This is a genomic window from Enterococcus sp. LJL98 (genome assembly GCF_054871745.1).
Genome location: NZ_JBTXLU010000008.1, coordinates 94089 through 119077, shown reverse-complemented (window position 1 = coordinate 119077; position 24989 = coordinate 94089). Strand labels below are relative to the sequence as shown.

The 24989-nt window shown below is 39.6% G+C and carries 27 protein-coding genes and 1 other RNA gene; 7 read left to right on the top strand and 21 right to left on the bottom strand.

From position 1 onward, the window contains the following. The first annotated feature begins 1 nt into the window (after position 1). Entirely contained in the window at positions 2-595 is a 594-nt protein-coding gene (locus ACYSNO_RS08015; RefSeq protein ID WP_461730552.1) for a response regulator transcription factor, read from the top strand. Positions 596-663: 68 nt separating this feature from the next. On the opposite strand, the gene ACYSNO_RS08010 is transcribed toward ACYSNO_RS08015, so the two are convergent. The 4 genes from ACYSNO_RS08010 to ACYSNO_RS07995 are packed head-to-tail and all read right to left on the bottom strand — an operon-like array spanning position 664 to position 3508. Beyond that, positions 664-1062 (bottom strand): HIT family protein, encoded by a 399-nt coding sequence (locus tag ACYSNO_RS08010; protein ID WP_461730551.1) that lies wholly within the window; start codon positions 1060-1062, stop codon positions 664-666. 24 nt (positions 1063-1086) lie between these two features. Further along, complete coding sequence (gene ybaK / locus ACYSNO_RS08005) at positions 1087-1572, bottom strand: Cys-tRNA(Pro) deacylase (protein WP_461730550.1); 486 nt, start codon at positions 1570-1572, stop codon at positions 1087-1089. Positions 1573-1587: 15 nt separating this feature from the next. Beyond that, positions 1588-2328, bottom strand: coding sequence for a type I 3-dehydroquinate dehydratase (gene aroD, locus ACYSNO_RS08000; RefSeq protein ID WP_461730549.1), 741 nt, complete (start codon positions 2326-2328; stop codon positions 1588-1590). 13 nt (positions 2329-2341) lie between these two features. After that, complete coding sequence (locus tag ACYSNO_RS07995; RefSeq protein ID WP_461730548.1) at positions 2342-3508, bottom strand: class I SAM-dependent rRNA methyltransferase; 1167 nt, start codon at positions 3506-3508, stop codon at positions 2342-2344. Positions 3509-3761: 253 nt separating this feature from the next. On the opposite strand from ACYSNO_RS07995, the gene ACYSNO_RS07990 reads away from it, so the two are divergent. Together ACYSNO_RS07990 and ACYSNO_RS07985 are read left to right on the top strand one after the other, a co-directional pair. Then, complete coding sequence (locus ACYSNO_RS07990) at positions 3762-5909, top strand: LTA synthase family protein (protein ID WP_461730547.1); 2148 nt, start codon at positions 3762-3764, stop codon at positions 5907-5909. 113 nt (positions 5910-6022) lie between these two features. Continuing rightward, positions 6023-6721 carry a hypothetical protein gene (locus ACYSNO_RS07985; protein ID WP_461730546.1) on the top strand — a complete coding sequence of 233 codons (699 nt, stop codon included), beginning with the start codon at positions 6023-6025 and terminating at the stop codon, positions 6719-6721. A 33-nt stretch (positions 6722-6754) separates the two neighbouring features. Here the strand turns inward: ACYSNO_RS07985 and ACYSNO_RS07980 are convergent, their stop codons facing one another. The 13 genes from ACYSNO_RS07980 to ACYSNO_RS07920 form a co-directional block, all read right to left on the bottom strand. Then, a complete protein-coding gene (locus ACYSNO_RS07980; protein ID WP_461730545.1) occupies positions 6755-8230 on the bottom strand; it encodes an ATP-binding protein in 1476 nt (491 codons plus the stop codon). Continuing rightward, positions 8230-8946, bottom strand: coding sequence for a winged helix-turn-helix domain-containing protein (locus tag ACYSNO_RS07975; RefSeq protein ID WP_461730544.1), 717 nt, complete (start codon positions 8944-8946; stop codon positions 8230-8232). Before ACYSNO_RS07975 ends, ACYSNO_RS07980 begins: the two co-directional genes overlap by 1 nt. 514 nt (positions 8947-9460) lie before the next feature. Beyond that, positions 9461-9824: a transfer-messenger RNA gene (ssrA, locus tag ACYSNO_RS07970) on the bottom strand. A gap of 86 nt (positions 9825-9910) precedes the next feature. Further along, positions 9911-11728 carry a bifunctional glutamate--cysteine ligase GshA/glutathione synthetase GshB gene (gene gshAB / locus ACYSNO_RS07965; RefSeq protein WP_461730543.1) on the bottom strand — a complete coding sequence of 606 codons (1818 nt, stop codon included), beginning with the start codon at positions 11726-11728 and terminating at the stop codon, positions 9911-9913. 39 nt (positions 11729-11767) lie between these two features. After that, a complete protein-coding gene (locus ACYSNO_RS07960; protein ID WP_461730542.1) occupies positions 11768-12088 on the bottom strand; it encodes an ArsR/SmtB family transcription factor in 321 nt (106 codons plus the stop codon). 114 nt (positions 12089-12202) lie between these two features. Beyond that, on the bottom strand, positions 12203-13171 hold the full coding sequence (locus tag ACYSNO_RS07955) for a CehA/McbA family metallohydrolase (RefSeq protein WP_461730541.1): 969 nt from the start codon (positions 13169-13171) through the stop codon (positions 12203-12205). Continuing rightward, a complete protein-coding gene (locus tag ACYSNO_RS07950; RefSeq protein ID WP_461730540.1) occupies positions 13168-13617 on the bottom strand; it encodes a hypothetical protein in 450 nt (149 codons plus the stop codon). Before ACYSNO_RS07950 ends, ACYSNO_RS07955 begins: the two co-directional genes overlap by 4 nt. Positions 13618-13771: 154 nt before the next feature. Continuing rightward, positions 13772-14668, bottom strand: coding sequence for an ABC transporter permease (locus ACYSNO_RS07945; protein ID WP_461730539.1), 897 nt, complete (start codon positions 14666-14668; stop codon positions 13772-13774). After that, complete coding sequence (locus ACYSNO_RS07940; RefSeq protein WP_461730538.1) at positions 14661-15818, bottom strand: extracellular solute-binding protein; 1158 nt, start codon at positions 15816-15818, stop codon at positions 14661-14663. Before ACYSNO_RS07940 ends, ACYSNO_RS07945 begins: the two co-directional genes overlap by 8 nt. Before the next feature lie 11 nt (positions 15819-15829). Further along, positions 15830-16786, bottom strand: coding sequence for an ABC transporter ATP-binding protein (locus ACYSNO_RS07935; protein ID WP_461730537.1), 957 nt, complete (start codon positions 16784-16786; stop codon positions 15830-15832). 25 nt (positions 16787-16811) lie between these two features. Beyond that, positions 16812-17648, bottom strand: coding sequence for an ABC transporter permease (locus ACYSNO_RS07930; protein ID WP_461730536.1), 837 nt, complete (start codon positions 17646-17648; stop codon positions 16812-16814). Then, on the bottom strand, positions 17645-18292 hold the full coding sequence (locus ACYSNO_RS07925) for a glycerophosphodiester phosphodiesterase (RefSeq protein WP_461730535.1): 648 nt from the start codon (positions 18290-18292) through the stop codon (positions 17645-17647). Before ACYSNO_RS07925 ends, ACYSNO_RS07930 begins: the two co-directional genes overlap by 4 nt. Before the next feature lie 303 nt (positions 18293-18595). Continuing rightward, on the bottom strand, positions 18596-19075 hold the full coding sequence (locus ACYSNO_RS07920) for a GAF domain-containing protein (protein WP_461730534.1): 480 nt from the start codon (positions 19073-19075) through the stop codon (positions 18596-18598). 166 nt (positions 19076-19241) lie between these two features. Between ACYSNO_RS07920 and ACYSNO_RS07915 the strand changes: the two genes are divergently transcribed. Beyond that, positions 19242-20546 carry a murein hydrolase activator EnvC family protein gene (locus ACYSNO_RS07915; RefSeq protein WP_461730533.1) on the top strand — a complete coding sequence of 435 codons (1305 nt, stop codon included), beginning with the start codon at positions 19242-19244 and terminating at the stop codon, positions 20544-20546. A 144-nt stretch (positions 20547-20690) separates the two neighbouring features. Here the strand turns inward: ACYSNO_RS07915 and ACYSNO_RS07910 are convergent, their stop codons facing one another. Next, positions 20691-21125, bottom strand: a complete 435-nt coding sequence (locus ACYSNO_RS07910; RefSeq protein ID WP_461730532.1) for a universal stress protein — start codon at positions 21123-21125, stop codon at positions 20691-20693. Positions 21126-21269: 144 nt separating this feature from the next. On the opposite strand from ACYSNO_RS07910, the gene rimM reads away from it, so the two are divergent. The 3 genes from rimM (at position 21270) to rplS (ending at position 23000) form a co-directional block, all read left to right on the top strand. After that, the gene (gene rimM, locus ACYSNO_RS07905) at positions 21270-21794 is read left to right on the top strand and encodes a ribosome maturation factor RimM (RefSeq protein ID WP_461730531.1); all 525 of its coding nucleotides are present in this window, start codon (positions 21270-21272) and stop codon (positions 21792-21794) included. Then, a complete protein-coding gene (gene trmD / locus ACYSNO_RS07900) occupies positions 21784-22524 on the top strand; it encodes a tRNA (guanosine(37)-N1)-methyltransferase TrmD (protein ID WP_461730530.1) in 741 nt (246 codons plus the stop codon). Before rimM ends, trmD begins: the two co-directional genes overlap by 11 nt. Positions 22525-22652: 128 nt before the next feature. Further along, positions 22653-23000, top strand: a complete 348-nt coding sequence (rplS, locus tag ACYSNO_RS07895) for a 50S ribosomal protein L19 (RefSeq protein WP_461730529.1) — start codon at positions 22653-22655, stop codon at positions 22998-23000. 214 nt (positions 23001-23214) lie between these two features. Here the strand turns inward: rplS and ACYSNO_RS07890 are convergent, their stop codons facing one another. The 3 genes from ACYSNO_RS07890 to ACYSNO_RS07880 all read right to left on the bottom strand — a co-directional run bounded on the left by ACYSNO_RS07890 (position 23215) and on the right by ACYSNO_RS07880 (position 24978). Continuing rightward, entirely contained in the window at positions 23215-24219 is a 1005-nt protein-coding gene (locus ACYSNO_RS07890; RefSeq protein WP_461730528.1) for an acyltransferase family protein, read from the bottom strand. 137 nt (positions 24220-24356) lie between these two features. Continuing rightward, complete coding sequence (locus tag ACYSNO_RS07885; RefSeq protein WP_461730527.1) at positions 24357-24602, bottom strand: hypothetical protein; 246 nt, start codon at positions 24600-24602, stop codon at positions 24357-24359. Positions 24603-24732: 130 nt separating this feature from the next. Continuing rightward, positions 24733-24978: a KH domain-containing protein gene (locus ACYSNO_RS07880; protein WP_461730526.1), complete on the bottom strand. Its 246-nt coding sequence runs from the start codon at positions 24976-24978 to the stop codon at positions 24733-24735. Positions 24979-24989: the final 11 nt, after the last annotated feature.

Here is a 24989-nt window from a genome sequence, read left to right as displayed (position 1 = left end):
AATGAGAATCGTTCTGTTTGATGACCACGAATTATTTGCTCACAGTATAAAACTCGCCCTTCGACCATTTTTTCAACATCTAGAAAGCTATACAGATGTTGACGATGTTTTCGACATTATCAAAAAAGAAAAGCCTGATATTATTCTAATGGATATTCATCTAAAAGATAAAAACGGTTTAGATTTGGGAGCTAAAATTTTACAAAAATATCCTCAACAAAAATTAATCTTTTTATCTGGTTATGATTATGTCGCCTACCTTGATTTTGCTAAAAGTATCGGTGCAAGCGGATTCATTAATAAAAATCGTTCTTTAGATGAACTCATCGTAAGTATTCAAGCCATCGCTCAAGGTAAGAACATCTTTCCTCATTATCAAAAATCACTCGATAAACTTACTCCTAAAGAAAAAGAGGTCTTACAATTAAGTGCCGAAGGTCTCTCTCAACAAGCCATCGCTGAACAGCTATTGATTAGTCGTCGCACAGTGGCCACCCACCTTCAACACACTTTAGAAAAACTGCAGGTCAACTCAACGATTTCTGCCGTGATGAAAGGAATTGAACTTGGCTTAATTCGAATAAAAATTAAATGAATAAAAGCAGAAGAAGACTCACTGTCAATTGATCGTGAGTCTTCTTCTGCTTTTATTTAGCTGTCTTTTTAATGAATTAATTGTCGAACTCTTTCTGCGATTTTTTGTCCATCTAGTTTCAATTGTTCCACCGTTTGATTTTCCCAAAACCCATCATTCGCATATCGCGGCACAAGATGGACATGAAAATGTGTGCCTTCATCCATGACTTTTCCATTATTTTGAATCACAGTAACACCTAAAACACCAAATTCATCTTCTAGTAAGGCAATCAACTTTTGCTCCAGATTCATTCGTTCGACCAAAGCTTCTCGAGGGAGTTCTCGAAGATTCATATAGTGTTTTTTTGAAATGATTAACAAGTGCCCGATTTGAATTGGATCACTATCAAAGACCACAAAAAAGTGTTCCGTACTCACGAGTTTCTTGTGTTCTTGGATTTTTGTGCAAAAGATACAAGTTCCCATTTTCCACCTTCTTTTGAATTTACATTAAGTAAATGCGTCTACGCTAGCCTTCGTGATTCGAATAAGATCCTGCGGTGCAACCCCCATCTGCAATCCTCGACGCCCTGCCGAGACAATGATTTCATCAAAGGAAGTCGCTGTTTGCTCAATAAAAGTTGGAAATAACTTTTTCATGCCGACCGGTGAACACCCTCCACGGATATAGCCTGTTGTCTTTTCCAACTCATTTAAGTGTAACAACTCCACCTTTTTATTCCCACTCACTTTTGCCAATTTTTTTAAATCGACTTCGTGTGAACTTGGAATCACAGCAACGAGCGGTCCAGTCAGATTCCCAACAAGCAACAATGTTTTAAAGATTTGCCCGTCTTTTTTTTCTGAGAGTTGACTCGTGACATTTGCTGCCCCTAAATCGTCTTCTGACCATGTATAGTGATATTCCTGGTAGGGAATTTTTTGTTGCTCTAAAAGACGCAAGGCATTGGTTTTCGATTCTTTCTTTTTCCCCATTGTTCAACTTCCTTTTTATGTATGACTCAGTGTTTCCAAAACTTTTGCCAACGCTTCGACTGGAATTTGACCCGGAGCAGACGCCTCATCCATGGCACCAAACGTGAATAAAGAGCCTGTCAATTCGCCACTCACCCGGCTGACCTTTCCTAAATCTCCCATAGACATCGTAATTAAAGGCAGTTGATTGAAGCCACGGGCCTTAGCGATAATTCCCATCATCCGTAAGACATCTTGAATTTCTTGAGGCATCGCTGCAATTTTTCCAATATCTGCTCCCAGCTGATTCATGACACCGATGCGAAAAATAAGCGTCGCATCATCAGGTGTTTTTTCAAAGTCGTGACTGCTTAAAATCACAAGAATTCCTTGTTTTTTAATTTCCTGTATCAATTGACGGCCTAAAAATTCAACTCTAGCCAATTCAATATCCATTAAATCTACTTTTTTAGAAGCTGCAACTGCCAGATAAAGTTTTTTATAATCAGGTAAAGAAATCGCCTTCTCGCCGCCTTCTTCCAACGTCCGGAAAGTGAATAATAGCAAACGATTTATTAATTTTTCTTTCAAATCAATTAAGGTTTCAACGACTTTATCTATTTCATCGCTGTCTTCGAAATAGTCCACACGCCATTCTACGATTTCTGCTGAAGATTGGTTCATCGCTTCTACTTGTTCTAATAGTTCCGCATGATTGGTTGCCGTTAAAGAAACACATATCTTCGGTCTCCCACTTTCTAGATTTAAGCGCTTCATTTCTTCTCCCCCTCTATTTTCTCACTTCATAAAAATACACTTTCAGGTAGTCGCCTTCAGGAAACGCAGCCAAAGTTGCAAAGTCGGCTGGCAATGAGTAGTTCGCTACTTGTTGATAAGAAACAGCCTTTTTCTCAAAAGCTTTTTCAATCATTTGCTTGAATTGGTGCTCAGAGACATTTGCTGCATTGGTTGAAGCGATGATGACGCCTTCGTTTGCTAATAAGTCGACACTTTCTTCAATGAGTTCCCCATAATTTTTTGCGACACGGAAGGTTTTCTTTTTATTCCGAGCAAAACTCGGCGGGTCTAAGACGACAATATCAAAAGTCAGGCCTTTACGCTTGGCATACTTAAAGTAGTCAAACGTATCCATCACATGGATATTTTGTGTCGCTGGGTCAATCCCGTTTACTTCAAATTGTTCTTTCGTTTTCGGAACACTTCGTTTAGCTAAATCAACACTTGTCGTTTGGCTTGAACCGCCCATTGCAGCAGCTACAGAAAACGCTCCAGTGTAACTAAACATATTTAACAAGGTTTTTCCAGCAGCATAGCCATTGACCAGTCTTCCTCGGACTTCTTTTTGATCTAAAAAAATTCCCGTCATCAATCCTTCATTTAAGTACGTTGCAAAACGAATCCCGTTCTCATGGACTATCGTTGGTTCGTCCGCTTCCGCTCCGTAAAGCAACTGACTTTCTGGATAATCACCTGCAAAACGAACCTTTTCATAGGCACCCAAAATTTCAGGAAAAACTTGTTGAAAAGCACCTACAATCTCGGATTTTTTTTGATATAAGGTTTCATTGTACCAAGAAAATATCGCATGTTCCAAATACAAATCAACAATTAAACCGCCAATACCGTCTCCTTCGCCATTAAACAAACGAAAGGCCGTTGTTGTTTCATCTAAGTAATAGGTTTGACGTTTTTCTTTTGCTTCTTGAAATTTCTTTTCAAAAAAAGGTTGATCGATGGGTTCGTTTTGCTGCGTTAACACCCAACCAAGGCCTTTGTTTTGTTGCCCAAGATAACCAGTCGCTAAATAAGCCCCCTGAGCGTTCGTAAACGTTACCCACTCTTTTGTCGTTACGACTTGAACAAGGTCTTCGGCTTGAATTAAAGGATTGCCTTGTTTGATTTTTTTGCTGCCTAATGTCGTCATTTCTATTTTCATTTTTTCCCTACTCTTTTTTCTATATTCTCTGATTCTTTTCTTTTAAACTTATCTTAACATAGCTCTTTGTCTTCCGATAGATTGGAATGAAAAGTTCAAGTAAAAAAGCCCAAAAACGTGTTTCATAAAGAAATAATTAAGAATCAATGGCATTCTTTGTCTCCTTAGTTGACAGTCATTTCGTGTCTTAGTAGAATAATGGATGATGATTGAAATAATTTTCATTATATTTCAAGAAAGTGAGGACTGTTTTTTGAAAAACATAAAAAAAGCCAATTTTATAAACACTCGTTTCGGTTTCTTTAGCCTACTTGTAGTGATCTTTTGGTTAAAAAATATTTTTGCCTATTTTACGGCCTTTAACTTAGGGATTGAAAGCCCCTTTCAGTACTTTATCTTACTGATTAATCCAATTGCGACAACACTTTTTTTGTTGGCAATCGCCTTATACGTCAGAAGGACCAAGACGTTTTATTTTACCATCATGTTCATTTACTTTTTAATGAGTTTGTTGCTGTTTTCAAATGTGGTTTACTACAGTGAGTTTACAGACTTCATTACAATTAATACGATGCTGGGTGCGGGAAAAGTCTTTAGCGGTTTAGGAAGTAGTGCAGCAAAACTCTTTCAACCAATGGACATTATTTATTTGCTTGATATTCCTTTTCTAACCTATGCTTTAATGAGAAATAAAATAAAAAAAGAAGACAAAGAAATAAAAGGACGGATGGCTTTTGCCATTTCAACCTTGGCCGTATTGATTTTTTCTGGGAACTTATTCCTAGCAGAAACCGATCGTTCAGGTCTTTTAACCCGAACCTTTTCCAGAGACTATCTTGTCAAATACCTTGGAATTAATGCCTTTACAGGTTATGATGCGATTCAGACCTATAACACTAACCAGGTTCGGGCAGAAGCCAGTCCCAACGACATGAAGGAAGTCGAAGAATATGTGAAAGGCCATCACGCCGCACCAAACCCGGAAACTTTTGGGATTGCTAAAGGGAAAAACGTGATCTACATTCATTTAGAAAGTGCACAACAATTTTTAATTGATTACAATTTCGTTGATGAAGAAGGCGTTGAGCATGAAGTGATGCCTTTTATTAACTCCTTGTATCATTCAGAAAGTACCTTTAGTTTTGATAACTTCTTCCATCAAGTCAAAGCTGGAAAAACGAGCGATGCTGAAACTTTACTTGAAACGTCTTTATTTGGTTTAAACCAGGGCGCTTTCTTTGCTCAGCTTGGAGGAAAAAACACCTTTGAAGCGGCACCAAATATTCTTGCCCAAGAAGCTGGCTATTCAAGTGCTGTCTTTCATGGAAACTCAAAAACTTTTTGGAATCGGAACATTACCTATACGCATTTTGGTTACGAAAATTTCTTTGATGCATCCTACTACGATGTCACACCAGAAAATTCGTTCCAGTACGGCTTACACGATAAGCCATTCTTTGAACAATCGATTCCTTATTTAGAAAGATTGCAACAACCTTTTTATACGAAATTTATCGCCGTTTCCAATCATTACCCTTATTCTGAATTTACCGATGAAGAAGCTGGTTTTCCAATGGCGACAACTTCAGATAGTACGATTAACGGCTACTTTGCAACAGCAAACTACCTTGATACGGCTGTCGAGGAATTCTTCAACTACTTAAAAGCTTCTGGACTGTATGAAAATTCAGTCATTGTTTTATACGGCGACCACTATGGTATTTCAAATGGCCGAAATAAGACACTTGCCGAACTCGTTGGAAAAACGAGCGACACCTGGACGGATTTTGATAATGCTCAAATGCAACGTGTTCCTTACATGATTCACCTTCCTGGTCAATCAAAAGGTGGCATTCATCACACTTACGGTGGACAAGTCGATGGCTTACCAACCTTACTTCACTTATTGGGTATTGACACAGACCGCTACATTCAATTAGGACAAGATCTGCTTTCTCCTGAAAAAGAAGAAGTCGTGGCTTTCCGAGATGGTTCCTTTATGACACCAGATTACACTTTCTATAGTGGTACACTGTATGATAACGTCACTGGTGAATTAATCGAAGCGTTAAGTGAAGAGGAACAATTGAAAGTTGATGCTTACCACGAACAAGTCAATCGTCAACTCGCCGTTTCTGATCAAATTAATAATGGGGACTTGCTACGTTTTTACACGGGTAGCAACTTGGCACCTTTAAATCCAGATCAGTTTTCTTACAAAGATAGCCTTTCACGTTTAATGGACTTAGAAACAGCTTTAGGTGAAAAATCAACCTCTGTCTTTTCAAAAAATAATCAACAATCGACAGTCGATCTTTATCAAACAAAGACCTATCAAGAGTACTTCCCACTTGACCAGACTGTCAATCGCGAGACAGACGGAGAAAATATCCACGAATAGTCTCACAAAAAAGAGAATTTCCCCTACCCGGGAAATTCTCTTTTTCTTTCATTTGGATTCATAATTAATTCAAATTTTTTCTTTATATTTAAAGAAAGAAGGTGAGGGATAAAATGATGCGACTAGCAAATCTGCAACTAAAAAAACAAAAAGCTTACCATGGCTTCCTATTTTTGGTCTTCCTCTTTTTTTTCGTGGCACTTTTCTTAGGCCATGCATTGACACTCTCCCTTGACATCCTGCAAAAGCAGCCACTTCTTTCAGAAGATTTTCTCCCTTTTTTAAACAAACTCATTCAAAAACAACAAGAATTAAAACGCCTAACGATGTTCTTTTTCTGTCTGTCTTTGGCATTGCTCACTTTAGGAAAACGCGCCTTGGCAAAAGACCCCCTGAGACGAGCGTGGTACAAAAAAGAGCGGCCTGCAATCATTGGATTCACGAATGCTATCGAAAATAGCTTTGTACTAGGTTACTTGTTGATCAGTTTTCTTGTTTGTCTTTTAATCTTCCCAGCATTTTTTGAAAAACACTTACTTGCGTTTCAAGTTTTCATGACCGATTCTATTCCAGCTTTCCCCCATCAACTAGAAGAAGTCATTCAAGTAAATCCCAAAGAACCCTTTATCATCCGCGCCACCAATACGCAACAGATTTTCGAATATCTATTTTCCTTCTCGCAAAAAAGTTGGAGTCGGCTCTTTTTATTTGCTTACTTACGAACAGCCCTCGAGTTTTTTTGCTATACTTTTAGCATTTCTTTCATTTTTTCTTGGTTACAAGCTTCTTGGCAAAAGAAAAAAGGAAGCTGACCTTTGTCAGTTTTCCTTTTTTCTTTTGCTTTTTTACTCATCAATGGTTTCAACTTCTGGATATTCCGTATTTGGGAAATAAACCCGAAAAATCGTGCCTTTTCCAACTTCACTCATGACATCAATTCGACCTTTGTGGAGACGGACTAGTTGCTGAACGATTGGCAAGCCTAAGCCTGATTCACCAAACTTACGATTCTTGCGCGAAGGATCGACCTTGTAATAACGATCCCAAATATTTTTCAATTCTTCTTCGGTCATCCCAATGCCGGTGTCAGCAATCGAAATGACGGTTTCCAGATTTTCTTTCTCAATTTTGACACGAACTTCACCATTTTCAGTGAATTGGAGGGCATTTTGTAAGATATTAACCATAATCTGAATAAATCGATCGTAATCAGCAAAAATTGTCACTGCTTCTGTCGTATCCAAAATTAATACATTGTGCGCAGCTTCCGCTTTTTTTTGGAGCTGGGTTAATAATTGGCGCATCGCTTCTGTTGCGTCAAATTTCTTAATGACGATTGAAATTTGATTGGTGCGAATTTTTTCGTAATCGAGATTTTCACTTACAAGACGAATTAAGCGTTCGGTCTCATTTTTCATTAAACGAATGGCATTTTCCTTTTGATTTTCTGGAATCATCTGATGCTCTAACCCTTCAAGTAAACCATTAATTGTAGTTAAAGGTGTCCGCATTTCATGGGAAGCATCTGCCATAAATTGGCGCCGACGTTCTTCTTGTCGATCAATTTCTTCATGTGATTCCTTTAAAGAAACCGTCATTTTATTAAAGTCTTCCGCCAACTCATCAAACTCATCCCGGTGATGAACAGGTAAAATACTGTCAAAATTCCCATTGGCTACTTCTTTGGTTGCCGTTTTCATTCGATTGATACGACGCACTTGAAACGTTGCAAAAGCATAACTAATAATGACCGCTAAAATTCCAGATAAGGCAAACCCTTTGGATAAATTCAGGCTAAACTCTCCTGCCGTATCGTAAATATTTTGAGCCGGCTGCGTTACGACTAAGGCACCATAAAACTGTTCATTTAAATTAAAGGGGACAAATGCGTAGGAAGTTGCTTCTTTGTCACCAAAAATGTTTTTTTCGCTCGTTAATTGTTGCTTTTGTCCGTTTTGTAATTGTTCCCAAGCTTCTCCTGGTAATTGAAATTGAATCGGCCGTTGATTCGTTTCAGGATAAGTCACTTCCCCTTGGTTATTGACAAAGACAAAATTAACTCCTTGTTGATTCAAAACGGTTTCGGATAAGGCCAGCGCTTCGCGGATGTTATAATCCCATTCTTGAGGAGTTGAAGCTTCGCGACTCGTATTTAAAGTCATCGTTACGCGACTCACGGCTGTGGCATAGCCAAATAATTGTCGATAGTTATTGGTTTCTAAAGATAATTTTGTAAATTGAGTAAAAGCAATGCCTGAAGTGAGCAGCGTAACAAAAATAACAAACCAAAAAGCCAATAATTGTTGGTATAAGTAGCGCATTAGGCAACACCTGAATCATCAAATTTATAGCCGACACCCCAGACCGTTTGAATCACTTGTGGCCCTACCTTTTCGATTTTCTGACGCAACTTCTTAATATGTGCATCCACTGTTCGCTCATCGCCGAAATATTGATAGTCCCAGACGAGCTCCAAGAGTTGTTCACGGGAAAATACTTGACGTGGTTTTTTTGCTAAGGTATAAAGCAAGTCAAATTCTTTCGGCGTCAACCCTTCAATCGGTGCCTCATCCAGGTAGGCTTCGCGCGTTTTCGTGTTCATTTTAAAATGGGCCGTTTCAATATCAAAAGCTGAATTCTCCTCTTTTGAACCAAGATTGGCTTCCACAATCTCGCTTCGACGATAGAGCGCCTTGATGCGTGCAATCAAGGTTAAGGGACTAAATGGTTTGGTTACATAATCGTCAGCACCCATTTCCAGTCCAATCACTTGATCGCTTTCTGAATCTCTAGCAGTCAGCATAATAATTGGCACCGTCTGTGAGACTTTACGAATCTCACGAGCAACAAGCATGCCATCCATACTTGGTAAATTCAAGTCCAAGGTAATCATATCCCATTCAGTTGGGCTAGCTAAAAAAGCATCTAGTCCTTCTTGCCCGTCATATTTGAATGTCGCTTCCCAGCCTTCATTTAAGAAAAACATTTGCATCATTTCTGAAACGGACTCATTATCTTCAATCATTAATATTTTCATCTTCACACCTCTTCTATTCCGTTTTATTCTTTCATTTTAGTATACTCGAACTTTCTCTTTCAACCAAGTTCTTCTGATATTATTTAGACTTTATTTGCTTTTCCTTCACATATTCCAAGGATTGACTCCAACCTTTAAATATACCTAAAAAATTGATCGATTCTCGAGCGCTTACTATCCCCTTCGTTTTTGCTGAATTCAAGAAAAGCCCTCATGATTTGTGAGTCACTCCAATTTTTTTGAAGCCTTATTTTTTCATCGCCTCACAAACAAAGGCCAGGAAGGTACCTCCCAAGAGGACACTTCCACATCGACTGCACAAAGATTGGGTGTCTGATCTTTTCGTTATAGAACCTGCCAGCACTTTTTGCAGCCACAGCGGTTGTTCACGTAATCGCAGGATTTATTCCCTCTCGTATCCTTTCCTTCTAGTTCTCATTTCTTCAAATAAAAAAAACGGATAAAAGTTGATTAAACAACGTTTATCCGTTTTAGTCTCCTATAAAAGATACTCAGATGGAGACGGCGGGAGTTGAACCCGCGTCCAAACATATCGGCACCTAAAAATCTACGCTCATAGTCAGTTCTATTAGAATTTCGCTTGGAAACTTGCCGAGTGACAGGCCAATTTCCTCGCTAGTCTGATCATCTCTTCTAAGCTTTCCAGACGGAAAAGGTATAGCGTATCCCACTTAAGTTAGGACCCTGGACTGGCACATGGGCGATGACAGGAGGATCTACGTCAACTGTTTTTAGGCAGCTAAAGCGTAAGAGTTATTATTGTTTGCAGTTATATTAACTGTAACGTTTTTACGTAGACGTAACCTACGAAGCGCAATTCAGGCTCGACCTATGCCTGTCGAATCCGTAACGTCCCCTTATTCATAAGGGTATGACTACCAACTAATAGTATAGCATAGATCCACAAATCTGAAAAGAGATTTCAATAGAAGTCATTCATTTTTTACAGCTTTAACGATGGGGTGTCTACAGTTGTACTTTTTGTTGCTGGAAATAATTTATCTAACATACGTCCAGCTAACGGTCGCCCTTTTCCTTGATAGGGATACATGTGCATATGGATGGCTGGATTAAAATTGGCTTCAATAATCCCATAATCTTCCGACAAGCGATGGGCCGGTTTGCGCAAATCCGGAATCATTAAATCCACGCCTGAAACAAAGGCTCCTAATGCCAAGACCGCTTCTTGAGCAATCTGTTTATAAGACGGATGCATTTCATCTGTTTGATCAATCGAATCTCCCCCCGTACTCACGTTGGAGTTTTCTCTTAAATAAACCGTCTTGCCTTTTTCTAAAACATCGGTCACACGGTACCCTTGTGTTTTCAACATTAAGGTTTCGATGTCTCCTAGCTGAATTTTTTGCAGGGGTCTGCGATAACCCGTCCCTCGCAAAGGGTCTTGATTTTTTTGCTCGACCAAAGCCTCGATTGTTTGAAGCCCGTCGCCGGTTACATTGGCGGCTACGCGCAAAACAACGCCTTCGACTTGACCGTCGAGTACATAAAAACGATATTCAGTCCCAGGCATAAATGTTTCAACCAAGACAAAGTCGTCTTCCGCAAAAGCAAGACGCAGCGCTTCTTGGTAATCTTCTTTTAAAAAGGATGCTTGAAAGATAGAAATTCCTAAACCGAAGTTCGTCGTTTTTGGTTTCACAACGACAGCCATTTTGGCAAAAGTTTCATAGGCAGCGAGAGCTTCCGCGAAAGAAGAAAATTCTTTGCCATAAGGAACATGAAAGCCTTGCTGCCGTAAAATTTCCTTGGTTGCAGTTTTATTTTCCATAATTAAAGGCGCAATGTAAGTATCCTTACTAGTCATATTTGTATTCTTCACATATTCAATGTGCCCACCATGGCTTAATTTAACCAACTGATCCTGGCGGTCAATCACTTCAAATGCAATGCCTCGTTGGAGAGCCTCGCTCAGCATTAGCTGTGTTGACAGCTCCATTGTTTCATATCCTTGTAGTTCAAACGGATTTTCCCACCAAGACTGGTGCTGCTTTAGCATCCTTTCCCGACAACGACTGGACCTTGGTAGGGCCCAGTTTCCCTTATCCGCTAATTGGGCAAGCAATTGCTGATCTTTTGCTTCTAGACGGCAATATTTTCCCATCGCGGATAAGGACTCTAACAGAGATTCTAATGAGATTTGAGCGTGTTCTTTTTCAGATAAACTCCCCCATAAAAGCAAACGCAACAAACGAACAACGGGCTCCGATAGTCCGGTTTTACTTGTCGAGTCCATTAAAAGGCCACTTATTTGAATACCCATGCCTGCTTTCTCATCCACCAAGCGGGCTTGGATGGTTTGCGGTAAAAGCGGTTGAAGTTGTTGGAATAATTGGTTCAATCGCTGGGTTACCTTGGAAAATCGTTGTGTTGTTGATTCTTCTTCTAGCGCTGGTAAAAAGGGAGGCCAAGAGAAGGTTACACGATAGGTCCCCCATTGAGGGTCTAGATAAAAATCAGGACCTAATTGCTTCATCAAAGTGTGTTGTAAGGCCGATAAATAGGCAAAGGCCTCCTCGATTGTATGAAAGGGCACGGTTTTTATCTTCACTTGAGCTGTTTGTACACGCAAGTCAATCATTGGATGGTCGGTTGGAAAAAGCTGTTTTTCCTTTTGAGTGACGCGTTTTTCCTTTTGATTTTCATCGACCAACAAGCCGTTTATTTCGAGTTGGCAACGAATCGTTGAAAAGAAATCATTCTTGCTTGGTTCTTGTTGCATGGATTGGCTGTCGCTTGCCATCGTGGGGCACCCCTATCTTTTTCATTTCAATTTTTTTGCTCAATTGTCCAATGCAGGCAAGGAATCACAGGCAACGGACGTTCTTTTTTGTGTGGATACGAATTGATGCATGATTTCTATAAAGTCTACTAAGACACTTTCTTCTAGCGTATAGTAATGCCACTGTCCTTTCTTTTCGACAGAAACGAGTTGTTCTTTTTCTAGAATTTTCATATGATGAGACAACGTTGGCTGAGTAAACTCAAAGTGTTCAAGTAAATCACAGGCACACATCGTTCCACCCGAAAGAAGATGAATAATTTTCAAGCGATTCGGCTCTGCAATCCCCTTCAAGGTTTTGGCATTTTTCTGATAATCCATTTCAACCCCTCCTCTTCTGTAAGATAGACAATTATCTATTTGTAATATAAGCGAATTTTCGTTCCCTGTCAATCGAGGAATGAGAAGGATTTCGTGCAAAAAACCCATTTTACGTTAAGTTCCCTTAACGTAAAATGGGTTACTAATGAGTAAACGTTTATTTTGCTGTCCTTTCCCGCTGCCAAAAACTTCCACCCGAAGATAACCAGCTCGGAGATTAAAGGTACAAGCCAAGGGCTCCCCTTCGACGATTGTTTCACAGGCGATGATTTCACGGTTTTGCCAAACAACCAATTGATTGCCTTGAAAACCAAACTGTTTCATTTTTTCTTGTTCAGTTGGTTGAATACACACGGTTAGTTGAGCATTTCCTTCTTTTAATTCTTCCCCCATCACAAAATGGCGGCCGGCTTGTTCAAGCTGAATCTCCAGACGCGGGCCTAGCGAAATATAAAAACAACCCTTTTTTAAGGCACTTAAGATGGCACTCGTGCTTTTTTCTTTGGCACCAACATAGGTAAGTGCCGTAGAGTCATTTTCTTCTTCTACACGATGCCAGTCACGACCTGCACTACAGGCAAGTTTATACCCTTGGTCTAATAAATCTAGCCACATTTCATATGCCTGCTGACTACGAAAATCTTCATCCGGATTGAGTCGATTCCAAACTTCGATAAAATCGACTAAATGGTAGTCCTGCACGTGAAAATCCCAGTGACAGCCGGTACAAATGGGACTGCCGATTGAAAATGGATGAGCAATACCTGTAATGCCATCCGCTGCTTGAACGGCCTTTAAGGAGTCATCGATGGTTTCAAGGCTTGCTGCGCGCCAGTCAATCACTTCTTTTGTTCCAATGACTAGTAAATGTCCAAAAAAAGTTGTCCATTCCATCCCCGGCAAAATCAATAATTCGTCGCTTCCATCTAAAGGGACTTCTTTTAAAGGCGCCATCGTATTATGGTCGGTAATTGCTAACACGTCGTAGCCAAATGCTTTGGCATGCTCAATTAATTCAAGTGTCTGAAAATCCCCGTCACTATGATGGGTATGTGCATGCAGTTCTGTTAAATAGTAGTTCATGCCGCACCCTCCCCATAGACCGCTACCTGTACAACAACATCCGAACGAACGCTGTGTAAGTTTAATTGGATTTCCCACAACCCTTTTTTCGTCTCAAAAGGAAGAAAGCCTAAACTACTAGCCTGTTTCGAAACGATGATTTCTTGGCGATTTTGCTTGTGGTGGCGACAACCTAGATACGTTCCTTCGTAGGCTAATGACAAAGTAATAAAGTTCATCAATGGTAAAAAATCAGCTACATCGGGTTGTTTTTCTGGAAAATACAAGGGCAATACTTCCGCGATAGACGCCCTCGCTTCTTTTTCAGGAACCATTTGTGGACCGTAAGTAAAGACGATCTTTAACGATTGGTAGTCCGATTCTAATTCAAAGGGAAGCTTTATATGGGTTTGATGTTCCCTTGCCGTTACATCGATTTGTTTTTCTAATTGTAATTCACTTTTCACTTATCTGGCACAACCTTTCAATCCTCATTAAAAAGAGGTGTGGCCAACACCACGCCCTCTTTCCTTTTTGTAAAAAAATCATTCTTAACATTTGACCCCCTTGGCTCAAACGATTGACTGACTTTCAGTTGCTGGCTTTTTTTGGTTTTCTCACTTATTTTTGTTTTTTCAAGTTACTCATGATATAAAAAGTCGCAGAAACTGAGCAAATCAAAAACATGATCACCGACAAAGCAGCGGTTCGTTCATAATCCATGTAACTATTAAATTGGTCATAGAGCGCAACGCCTAACATTTTCGGGTGATTGCCCCCCATTAAAAAGGGGGTTGTAAACGAACCGACATTCCCCATAAAGACAAAGGTCAAGGCCACAAGTAACTCTTTATAGGTCCTCGGGAAGATCACTTTGTAAAAAATCATCCAGCGATTTGCCCCGATGTCCTGGGCGGCCTCAATTGAAGCCGACTGAATGCTCGATAAACTCGCCAAAATCAAAAGTGAGACAAAGGGAATATTAAACCATAAGTTCATCAAGACAATTCCGGTTTCATTAAACATCCAACCTGGCTTAAAAGAGTAACCAAAAAGTTGACTTACACGATTGATAACGCCAGAATCCCGAATAAATAACATGACTGAGTACACGGCCACCAACCCTGGAATAAAGCGTGGCACTAAATTGAGCGTCGCAACAAGGCGGCTTAATCTCGACTGGCTAAACCGAATATACAAGGCTAATAAATAGCCAAAGAATAAGGCAAAAACCACTGTGATACCCACGATCTTCAAGGTATAGAGCAGATGTGCGCGTTGAATGGCATCCTCTAAAAAATAACGGTAATGATCCAGGGTGAAACGTTTCGTTTGTCCATCTTGAAAACTTCGAATAATCGTTGTAAAGATGGGATAGACGATAAACAAAAGAACCACACTAAAGGCTGGTAAAAGCAACAGATAAGGCAAAACGATTTGTTGCATTTTTCGTCTATTTTTTTTGCGAACGTGACTTTCTTGCTTGGACGTTGCCAACAATGCTTCTCTACTAATCATGGCCTAACGTCCCAATTTTTTGGTCCCATTCCTCATTTAACTCATTCGCTAACGTCCCTAGACTCACTGTTCGAAACGTATCAATCTTTAAATCTGCTAAATACTGGGCATTTTCAGCACGAACTTCTGATTGATCAATTACAGGAATCGCTGCCATGCTCTCTAGTAAGATTTGTTGCGCTTCAGGCGTTAGCATAAAATTCATTACCGCCTGCGCTCCTTCTTGGTTGGAACCAATGCTTGGCATCGCCAAACCATCGACATTTCCAGTAAATCCAGGAGTGATTTGGCTCATCTTGATTGACTCTGGTAAAGTTTTATTGGCTAGATTTGTAATAACCATATCTGCCCAAGCCGGAATCATATCGACTTCACCATTGATTAATAAATCTAACGTTCCTTGGTTCTTATTTGGATAAATGATTTGTCCGCCAGATTGATACATTGACGGATGTAAGGCAGCCAGACGTTCAAATCCTGTCGTCCATTCTGCTTGCCATTTGCTGTCACTAGAAGTCATTGCTTCTTCTGGTAAAAAGTTATAAAGCACTGTTTGCACAAAAGAACCACCTGCACCGCCTGATCCTGGTGTATTATAGGCGAATCGTCCAGGATGCGCTTCAATCCATTGATACAAATCTTCTGCTGTTTTTGGTGGCGTCGGTACTGTCTTTGAATTATAGGCAAGAACGACAGTCGTTCCTCGGTAAGGCACCAATACATCGGCTCCGCTAGCGACTTTTGTTTTCACATTTGCCAAATTCGGGATTTTTTCCTTGTCAAAAGGCACAAACATATCCTCGCCACCTTCTTGTAAATAAGCGCCAATTTCTGCATCTGAAACTAAAATCAAGTCATAATCCGTCTCCGTTTCCCCCGCTTTTTTGGCAGCAATCAATCGATCCGTTAAACTCTGAGCCCCTGCGCCCGATAAAATAAACTCCAATTCGAGTTGATAGGTCTCTCCTTGATCGCTTGCATTAAAGGCTTGCACAATTTGCTCCATACCGACTTTCACATTATCAGAACCACCTGCCCACAAGGTGACCGTCTCTTTCGCACCCTCACTGGCTTCTCCTTGCTGTCCACATCCTGATAAAAGCCCTAGAAATAAGGCTGCAACTGTTCCATAAACCATCCACTGTTTCATCTTTTTTCCTCCTAATACACTCTGAATTTATTGATTGTAAAATAAAGTGATTGTTGTTTTCGGTAGTTCGTTGCTTCGTCTTTATTCACATAAAGTTTGATTTTTTGCTGATTGTGATTCAAAAAAACAATAGAATAATGCCCGGCATGCATGATTTCGTCAATCACACCTGTAAAATCGCCTGCTTCCGTAGATAATTGTGCATCTTCTGGTCGAAAAGCCTTAACTTTTTGCTCGTAAGGGATGAAATTCATCTCTCCAATAAAAGAAGCCGTATAACGATTCACAGGATTTTCGTAAATTTCAGACGGCGTATCCATTTGCGAAATCGTCCCTTTATCCATCACGACAATCCGGTCGGATAAGGACATCGCTTCTTCTTGATCATGTGTCACAAAGACAACAGTCACTTGGGTCTCCTCCTGTATCCGTTTTAACTCCTCCCTCATTTGTTGACGAATTTTTGCATCTAAGGCTGAGTATGGTTCATCCATTAATAAAACGGCTGGTTCCAGCAATAAGGATCGACCAATCGCAATCCGCTGTTGTTGTCCGCCTGACAGTTCACTTGGGTATTTTTTTTGTACACCCGGTAGTTTAAGCAGTTCCAACATCGCATCAATTTTTTGACGAATCACCGCTTTTGGCATTTTTCTTAACTTTAACCCGAAGGCGAGATTTTCATAAACGGTCATATGATTCCACAAATTATAGCCTTGAAAAATCATGCTTGTTGGTCGCTTATCAGGTGAAAGTTCCGTTACTTCTTTTCCATCGATCAGTATGCGCCCTTGATCGACTTCCTGAAAACCACCTAAACAGCGTAACAAGGTGCTTTTCCCACAACCAGAAGGACCCAATAACGTAAGAATTTCTCCTGAGTAAATGGTTAGATTGATTGCTTTAATCCCATCCCCATTGGTGTATATTTTTGAAACATTTTCAATCACAACTTTTTCTTGCTTCAATTCACAACGCTCCTTTATTCTTTCCTTACATCGAAATGCCACCGGAAAACAGATCTTTTCCAAAAAGCTTACGACACAACCATAAGATTAGAATGGTTGGAAGGATTAAAATCAGTGAAAAGACTGCTCCGGCCATCGGTGGATAATCTAATATAATGCCATACATTGAAGTGGCCATCGTTTTAACCTCAGGAAATCCGACCAACAAGGTTCCTTGGGCCTCTTCTAACGAACCTAAAAAAGTATACATACCAGAAACCGCGATCCCAGGGGCTGCTGCTGGCAAAGTTATTTGCAGGAAGGTTCGAAGCGCTCCTGCTCCAACGTCTCTGGCGGCTTCTTCTTGCTGCGAATGAATTTTTTGAAAAGAACTAGAAGGAATCCAAATCATAAAAATCATCGTATTCAAAATATGAACAATCACAACGCCAGTTAATGTGCCCATTAGTTGAAACTTATAAAATAAAATTCCCAATGCTGTGTACAAGCCAATTTTGGGGAAGGCATTTGATAGGAGAAAGGAAAACAGAAAAAAACTTTTCCCTTTAAATTCAAAACGAGCCAAGGCATACGCTGCTGGAATACAAATCAGCATCGACAAAAAAGTGGTGAATAAGGCAATCAAAAACGAAGAAAGAATCGATTGAAGCAAATTTTCTTGCGCGAAAATATATTGCCACCACTGAAAACCAAATTTACTTGGTAAGACATTAGGTACTTGATATTCCTCTGCGAAAGCGAGCATCAAGGTATTCACTAACGGTCCATAAAAAAATAAAAGAAAAAGAGAAAAAAAGAGTGTTTCAAAAAAGAATCTTTTGCCGTAACTTTTATAGATTCGTTTGGGGTTCAAATACTTCATAGATTTGTCTCCTTCGTTTGTAAATATTGCCAGGCCCTTCGAGTTGTTACATTAAAGAGCTTTTGTTGGACATAAGATTCGATTTTTTTCAAATCGTTCACCGTCCAGACAGAAAACGCTAGTCCCAGCTCTTGACCTCTTTGGTAAATGGTTTTTGTTAAGTGCTTTTCTGAAATATTAATCCGTTTTGCCCCTTGCTCGGCTAATCGTTCCAACCGCTCTACATTTGCTTCCTCACTCCAGACTGTCTTTAACTTGCCTGGAAGGCGGACATTTTCTAGGTTCATTAATAATTGCTCCGGCCATTTTTTCAGATGCCGTGTCTCCACTTCACCGCTTAAAAAAACATCGGAATGCTTCCCATACCTCTGTGCTAATTGAAAAACAGCTTCTTCGAGTTTTTTTTCTTTTAAATCACAGTTTATTTTTAAGGGTGACTTAGCCAATTCGCTAAAGAAAGTTTCTAATAAACAGTAACTCCCCTCCGTTTCTAACGGGTCATGATGCAAAACAAGTTGCCCATGCCGATTTTTCCGTACATCTACTTCTAAAACATCGATGCCCTTATCTTTAAAAAAAGATAAAAAGGCGCTATTATTTTCTGGTGTACCATCACTACCAGAATGTGCAGTGATATAGGTCATTCATCGTGCCCCTTTCTTCTACCACTAAGTATAGAAACGGTTTATTAAAATTCGACCCATTTTTTGTAAACTTGCTGTAAACTAAAATTTTTTTTTGTAAATTTCAAGAAACAACGCAAAAAAGGGACTGTGACAGCTGTCACAGCCCTTAGGTATTTTACGAAAGTTTGGCGGATAAACGGGCAACAAAAGTAAAGTCTGTGCTTTTGGAAACTTCATGAAATTCGAGCAATTGAAAAAGCAATTGTTCGAATTTCCCTCTAGCTTCTCAGAGCAAAATGACTTTTGCCACAGCTTCTTTCGCTATTTGTATTCTGGGAAAACGGCCAGCATCATTTCAACATATTGCTCTAAGTACATCTGATCAACGGCATCATAACTTCCTGTCTGGGCATGATCTAGATCAAGGACACCGATTAATTTTCCATTTTTTACCATTGGCACAACAATTTCCGATTTCGCTGCTGAATCACATGAGATGTAATTGGCATGTTTTGTCACGTCTGCTACAATCACGCTTTCACGTTTTTCTGCCGCCTCGCCACAAACTCCTTTGCCTAAAGGAATTCGTGTACACGAGACTCTTCCTTGGAAAGGACCTAAAATCAATTCCCCTTCTTCAAATAAATAATATCCGGCAAAGACCGTTCCTTTAAATGTTTCATTCAATAAGGCAGAGGAATTGCTGAGACTCGCCAACCAATGAGGCTCACTTTCGAGCAGTCCTTGTTGTTGTTGTAATAATAATTGATAAACTTGCACCTTTTCGGCTTCTTTTGTCATTTTTGCTCCTCTTTTCTGAATAGATATTCATATCTCAAATAAAACAGTAATATTTCATTTAGATTAAATCTATCAATGTTGGCTAACTTTTTCAAATATTTTCTCTATTTCTTTTGTTTATGTGTATAATGGGATTTGTGATAAAAAATTAGATGCGAGGTTACTTATGTTTAATATAAAGAAAATAACAGTCCTAACATTGAGCTCTCTTTTAATGTTTAGCCCTGTCATTACGATTCAAGCAGATGAATATGATGAAAAAATTCAAAAGCAAACAGAGAAAATTTCAAATTTAGAAGGCGAACAACTTGCTGCACAAAAGGCATTAAATGCCATTGAAGCACAAGTGCACCAAATCGAAGCAGATATTGATGCGATTCTTACCAAAAAAGCACAAGAAGAAGAACGTTTAAATGAACTTCACGCAGAAATTGCGGATTTACAAGTAGCGATTGCCAAACGCAATGAACAATTAGAAGAACAAGCGCGTAACGTACAAGTCAATCAATCACACAACAATTTAATCGAAGCTGTGCTAACAGCAGAATCACTTAATGAAGCTTTCAGTCGCGCCCTAGCTGTGACAACGATCGTCAATGCCAATAATGAAATTATTGTCAAACAAAAAGAAGATCAAGCCAAACTTGAGGAAGTATCAAAGGAAGCACAAGAACGTCTAACTGTCATTGAAGAACAAAGTCAATTACTGAAAGAACAACAAGAAGCCTTATTTAGCGCTCGTCTCGACCAAGAAGTGGCGATTAATGACCTACAAAGTATGATTGCCACTGAAAAAAAACAAAAGGCAAAATTTGAATCACAAAAGGCAGAAGCCATTCGAAAACGTGAAGAAGAATTAAAAGCACTTGCTGCACAAAAAGCAAAAGAAGCGGCAGCCCGTAAAGCGGCAGCTGAACAAGAAGCTCGCGAAGAAGCAAAAGCTTTCGAACAAGCCCTTGAAAACGAACAAGCACAAAACAACTCCAACAATCAATCAGCGGGTGGTGCCACAAATACTGGAACGCCTTCGGTTGACACACCGACTGTCGAGACACCTAGTGTGCCCTCGTCTAGTGGTTGGGGGAGACCAGTTAGCAGTCTCTCTGTTTCAAGTACTTTCGGTTGGCGTTCAAACCCTTGGGGTGGCGGTGCCTCTGATCTACATGATGGCATTGACTTAGTTGGTTCAGCAGGAACGTCAATTTTTGCTTCAAAAGCTGGAACAGTTCTCACGGCAGGGTATGATCCGAGTGCTGGAAACCATGTCATCATTGATCATGGAGATGGCTACTACTCTTATTACCTTCACCTAAGTAGCTTTGCAGTATCTGTTGGTCAAAGCGTGAGTCAAGGAACGATTGTCGGTGGCATGGGAACAACTGGAAATTCAACAGGCGTTCACCTACACTTTGGAATCGCAACGGGGATTTGGTCAGGTTTTGTTGATCCCGCTCCTCTAATCGGTCTTTAAATTTTCATTCAAAAAAGTCGACTTGGACAAATTGTCCGCGTCGACTTTTTTTGTGATAAATTTTAAAAAATACCTTCCCCAATTTTTGGGTGGCTAAAAATACTTGTCCTAAAATTTCCTAGTAATTGCCGAATCTGTGCCCCCTTATTTAATGACCATCACATTACATGGTGCATGATTAACGACATAAGACGTCGTTGACCCTACCAAGGCTTGTGTGATTGCTCCTTTACCGGTTGACCCCATAATAATCAAATCAATTCCATACTCATCTGGCACATCAACAGCAATTTTTCGTTTTGGTGAACCAATTTCAACAATCGTCTCAACTTTTTCAATTCCCTCGTCTTTTAATTCTTGGACTTTCTTCACCATAAAATCTTCGACAAACGCTTGCTCTTCCGTTAATAATTTTGCGAAAGAATAGGCACTGGTAGTGAGTTCAATGTCATTAATAATCCAAGTCAAATACAAGGTTGCAGCATTTCTTTTGGCAATTTCAATTGATTCTTTAAAGGCTTTTTCTGACTGAACCGACCCATCAAGTGCAACTAAGATTTTCTTATATTCTGTCAACATTTTGTAAGCGCCTCCTTTTTCTTTATTATAACATGCTTTTTCTGATTCGAAAAACATAACCCTTTTCCCCTCTAATCGAAAACTAGTATTCTCAAGGTAAGCATGCTAAAATAAACAAGAATGAAAAAGAAAAGAGGAAGAATTGTGACTGAATATTTAAATGTTGGCAAAATCGTCAACACCCATGGCATTCGCGGGGAAGTCCGAGTGATTTCCCAAACCGATTTCCCGGAAGCACGTTATCAAAAAGGAGCAAAATTGACGCTTTTTCGGGATGGACACGCACCGCTTGAATTAACAGTTAGCGGCCATCGTAAACACAAAAATTTTGACTTATTAACTTTTGAAGGCTACCCCAATATCAATGATGTCGAAATCTTTCGAGACGGCATTTTAAAAGTTTCAGAAGCCGATCTCACTGATTTGGAAGAAAATGAATATTATTACTACGAAATCATTGGCGCGACGGTCATTGATGAAGCGGGGGAAAAACTTGGAAAAGTAAAAGAAATCTTTTCTACTGGCGCAAATGACGTTTGGACCATCCAACGCCAAGGTAAAAAAGATGTCTTAATTCCTTACATTGAGTCAGTTGTTAAGGAAATTGACGTGGATGCGCAGGAAATCCATGTTGAAATTCCTGAAGGTTTGATTGACGATGAAAATTGATGTCTTAACGTTATTCCCACGCATGTTTGAAGGACCAATGGGCGAATCAATGATTGGAAAAGCGCGAGAAAGAGGGTTACTGGAATTAAACGTTTCAAACTTTCGAGATTTTTCCGATAATAAACATCAAAACGTCGATGATTATCCCTATGGTGGGGGTGCTGGGATGTTGTTGAAAGTCCAACCCGTTTATGACAACTTGGCTAAAATTGAAGCAGCCTCTCCTCAAACGAAAAAAAGAGTCATTTTGCTCGATCCAGCTGGCAAACCTTTTAATCAAAAAATGGCCGAAGCATTTGCCGAAGAAGAGCATTTAATTTTTATTTGCGGCCACTACGAAGGTTACGATGAGCGAATTCGGAGTCTTGTTACCGATGAAGTTTCCTTAGGAGATTATGTCTTAACTGGTGGTGAGCTTGGTGCCATGGTGATGATTGATGCGACGGTTCGTTTATTACCAGAGGTTTTAGGAAACAAGGTCTCTGCCCTCACCGATTCTCATTCCACAGGACTCTTGGAACATCCTCAATATACGCGACCGGCTGTTTTTAATGGAATGGAAGTCCCTGCAGTTCTAATGAATGGGAATCATAAATTAATCGCTGAGTGGCAACTGAAAGAATCGTTACGCCGCACTTATCTTCGTCGCCCAGACATGCTTGAAAAGATTCCATTCACACCGGAAATGGAAAAATTACTCCTCGAAATCAAGAAAGAAAATCTTTCTTGACAAGAATTTTCTCTTTACAGTCTATTGTGATTGTGATATGATACATCAGTGAGTGAAAAACTCATCTATTACGATATTCCGCTGAAGTTAAAACTTTATGAATGTTTGGAAATTAGGAGAATGTCAAAATGAACCCATTAATTCAAGAATTAACACAAGATCAATTACGTTCAGACATCCCTGCATTCCGTGCTGGAGATACAGTACGCGTACATGCAAAGGTTGTTGAGGGAACTCGCGAACGTATCCAGTTATTTGAAGGTGTTGTTATCAAACGCCGCGGAGCTGGAATCAGCGAAGCTTTCACTGTTCGTAAAATCTCTAACGGTGTGGGTGTGGAACGTACTTTCCCATTACATACACCACGTGTTGCTCAAATCGAAGTTGTTCGTTACGGTAAAGTTCGTCGTGCGAAACTATACTACTTACGTGCATTACACGGAAAAGCAGCTCGTATCAAAGAAATCCGTCGTTAATCAAAACCGACAAAAAGCCCTTGATATTTTCATATCAAAGGCTTTTTTCTTTCTACTGCTATCTTGTTCTTATCACTGACTAAAATTTCAACGATGCCTCCCCTTCACCGCGTTTCACACTGAAACCCAGAACCATTTTTTGGTTTCACTCAATACAAACCTACTGTCAAACTTTTGAAGTTTTTTTCCATTTGATTTGCCTCTTATTGATAGATTAAGCTTTTTTAAACTTCGGAAAAGGGCGCCACTTCTTTTCTTGCAGCCACAAAATACACTCAGAAGTGGCGTGCGTACAAGTCAGTGTAAAGAGCACACTGAGCCATCCATATTGATAGAAAGAAACGCGGCTTTCTAATGAAGTCCGAAATAAGATTTCAATAAAAATCGGATGAATAAAGAAATAAAGCATGCTTAACTGTTTCAATTTATGAAAATTTCTCTTAGAAAATCGTGTGGTGCGTATACTCCAATTAAATAAAAACAAAGACGTTGGTACCAAAGTAATCAAAAAATTTTTATCAATTCCTGGATTTTTAAAAACGAGGACACCCTCTAGGACTAAAAAGAAGAATGAAAAAAGAAGTTTGCTGCCTGCCTTTTCGCTAAAAAATGACGCCTTTCGGTATTCATACAATAAATAACCGACACAAATAAAAATTGGTGCAAAAAACAAACCGTTTCTTGTGGTAAAAAAAAGTGTCAGATATTTCGAAAAAAAAGGCATCAAGGGCGTTTCTTCTAAATAGCCCGCATACGTTTCGACACTCCCTACCAGGTAAAGTAAAAAAGCCATCCCTGTTACAACAAGCAAGGAACAAGATTGTCGGAATCGCTCAACAAGCCAACTTCCCGTTAAGAAGGCAATAAGATACCATAGCTGATAGCACATCCCGATATATAGCAAAGCAAAGAGTATTCCCAGCGGCAACAGATACATCGGCAACTCCAAGCTAAGAAAGTAAGTATAGCCATAAGGGATATAAAGCAAGCTCCACCATAAATAGTTTTTCAGGTAATTTTTATAATAGTATTTTTGATAGAACGGATTTTCTGCTCCTTTCCAACGAATGAAAAAAGCCGAAACAATCATAAAAAAGGGCACGGCAAGACGGCTAAGGATGCTTTTTTGAAAAAAGTGCCATTCGTCGCTAGGAAATATACGTGAACAATGAAAGATCACAACCAAGACAGCCAAAATAAATTGTATCAAACTAATCATTCCATAATTTAACTTCTGTTCCTCACTTCGCACGCCCGGCTCCTCTCCATTGATCTGCAATATTTTTTATCATAACCCGACAATCAAAAAATCTTTGAACCTCTCTTCGTAAAAGTCCAAAGATTTTCTAGTAAAAATCAATGATTCAACCACTTTATCCCATTCGACCATAATTGTTCAATCCAATTAAAAAAGCCTGAAAACCAATTTTCAAGAGAAAAAGTCCGACTTAACTCATCCAATTGATTTACGATTTCATACCTAAAGTACCATAGGCCAATAACGAGTAGGCCTAGAGCAAGGATCCTGATTAAAAACGAACCTGTTTTGATGATAAAACGTAACAAAATCAGTCCGACAATGAGCATCACGAGGATTTCCATAAGCATCCTCCTTTTTTTCTTTTTATTTTAACAAAAAGTACTCAGACACACATGGTCCTTTAGTCTGAATTTTTCTGTTTTATTTTTAAGGTGAAAAAAAACGACTAAACAAAATGTCTAGTCGTCCTCACTACTTGCCATCTAAGATATTCAATCGAACTTTCTTGGGTCCTTCCGTACGTACACCGTAAACAATGGTCCGAATGGCTTTCGCCACGCGTCCTTGCTTGCCGATGATACGGCCGATATCTTCTGGTGCAACAGTTAAGTTGTATTCATAGAAATCTTCTGACTCCACCACTTCAAGTAACACTTGATCCGGTTGAGCAACGAGCGGACGAACGATTGTCAAGACTAACTCTTTTAAATCTTTCATATCCAAACTCC

Bases quoted from the DNA above. Each gene is read 5' to 3' on its own strand.
- ybaK (WP_461730550.1), bottom strand. From the start codon at position 1,572: ATGGGGAAAAAGAAAGAATCGAAAACCAATGCCTTGCGTCTTTTAGAG.
- aroD (WP_461730549.1), bottom strand. From the start codon at position 2,328: ATGAAGCGCTTAAATCTAGAAAGTGGGAGACCGAAGATATGTGTTTCT.
- ACYSNO_RS07920 (WP_461730534.1), bottom strand. From the start codon at position 19,075: ATGACAAAAGAAGCCGAAAAGGTGCAAGTTTATCAATTATTATTACAA.
- ACYSNO_RS07890 (WP_461730528.1), bottom strand. From the start codon at position 24,219: ATGATTAGTTTGATACAATTTATTTTGGCTGTCTTGGTTGTGATCTTT.
- ACYSNO_RS07960 (WP_461730542.1), bottom strand. From the start codon at position 12,088: ATGGATTATCAGAAAAATGCCAAAACCTTGAAGGGGATTGCAGAGCCG.
- ACYSNO_RS07925 (WP_461730535.1), bottom strand. From the start codon at position 18,292: ATGACCTATATCACTGCACATTCTGGTAGTGATGGTACACCAGAAAAT.
- ACYSNO_RS07995 (WP_461730548.1), bottom strand. From the start codon at position 3,508: ATGAAAATAGAAATGACGACATTAGGCAGCAAAAAAATCAAACAAGGC.
- ACYSNO_RS07945 (WP_461730539.1), bottom strand. From the start codon at position 14,668: ATGATTAGTAGAGAAGCATTGTTGGCAACGTCCAAGCAAGAAAGTCAC.
- ACYSNO_RS07915 (WP_461730533.1), top strand. From the start codon at position 19,242: ATGTTTAATATAAAGAAAATAACAGTCCTAACATTGAGCTCTCTTTTA.
- ACYSNO_RS07930 (WP_461730536.1), bottom strand. From the start codon at position 17,648: ATGAAGTATTTGAACCCCAAACGAATCTATAAAAGTTACGGCAAAAGA.
- ACYSNO_RS07880 (WP_461730526.1), bottom strand. From the start codon at position 24,978: ATGAAAGATTTAAAAGAGTTAGTCTTGACAATCGTTCGTCCGCTCGTT.
- ACYSNO_RS07985 (WP_461730546.1), top strand. From the start codon at position 6,023: ATGATGCGACTAGCAAATCTGCAACTAAAAAAACAAAAAGCTTACCAT.
- rplS (WP_461730529.1), top strand. From the start codon at position 22,653: ATGAACCCATTAATTCAAGAATTAACACAAGATCAATTACGTTCAGAC.
- ACYSNO_RS07940 (WP_461730538.1), bottom strand. From the start codon at position 15,818: ATGAAACAGTGGATGGTTTATGGAACAGTTGCAGCCTTATTTCTAGGG.
- ACYSNO_RS08015 (WP_461730552.1), top strand. From the start codon at position 2: ATGAGAATCGTTCTGTTTGATGACCACGAATTATTTGCTCACAGTATA.
- ACYSNO_RS07975 (WP_461730544.1), bottom strand. From the start codon at position 8,946: ATGAAAATATTAATGATTGAAGATAATGAGTCCGTTTCAGAAATGATG.
- ACYSNO_RS07910 (WP_461730532.1), bottom strand. From the start codon at position 21,125: ATGTTGACAGAATATAAGAAAATCTTAGTTGCACTTGATGGGTCGGTT.
- trmD (WP_461730530.1), top strand. From the start codon at position 21,784: ATGAAAATTGATGTCTTAACGTTATTCCCACGCATGTTTGAAGGACCA.
- ACYSNO_RS07885 (WP_461730527.1), bottom strand. From the start codon at position 24,602: ATGGAAATCCTCGTGATGCTCATTGTCGGACTGATTTTGTTACGTTTT.
- ACYSNO_RS07980 (WP_461730545.1), bottom strand. From the start codon at position 8,230: ATGCGCTACTTATACCAACAATTATTGGCTTTTTGGTTTGTTATTTTT.
- gshAB (WP_461730543.1), bottom strand. From the start codon at position 11,728: ATGGCAAGCGACAGCCAATCCATGCAACAAGAACCAAGCAAGAATGAT.
- ACYSNO_RS08010 (WP_461730551.1), bottom strand. From the start codon at position 1,062: ATGGGAACTTGTATCTTTTGCACAAAAATCCAAGAACACAAGAAACTC.
- ACYSNO_RS07955 (WP_461730541.1), bottom strand. From the start codon at position 13,171: ATGAACTACTATTTAACAGAACTGCATGCACATACCCATCATAGTGAC.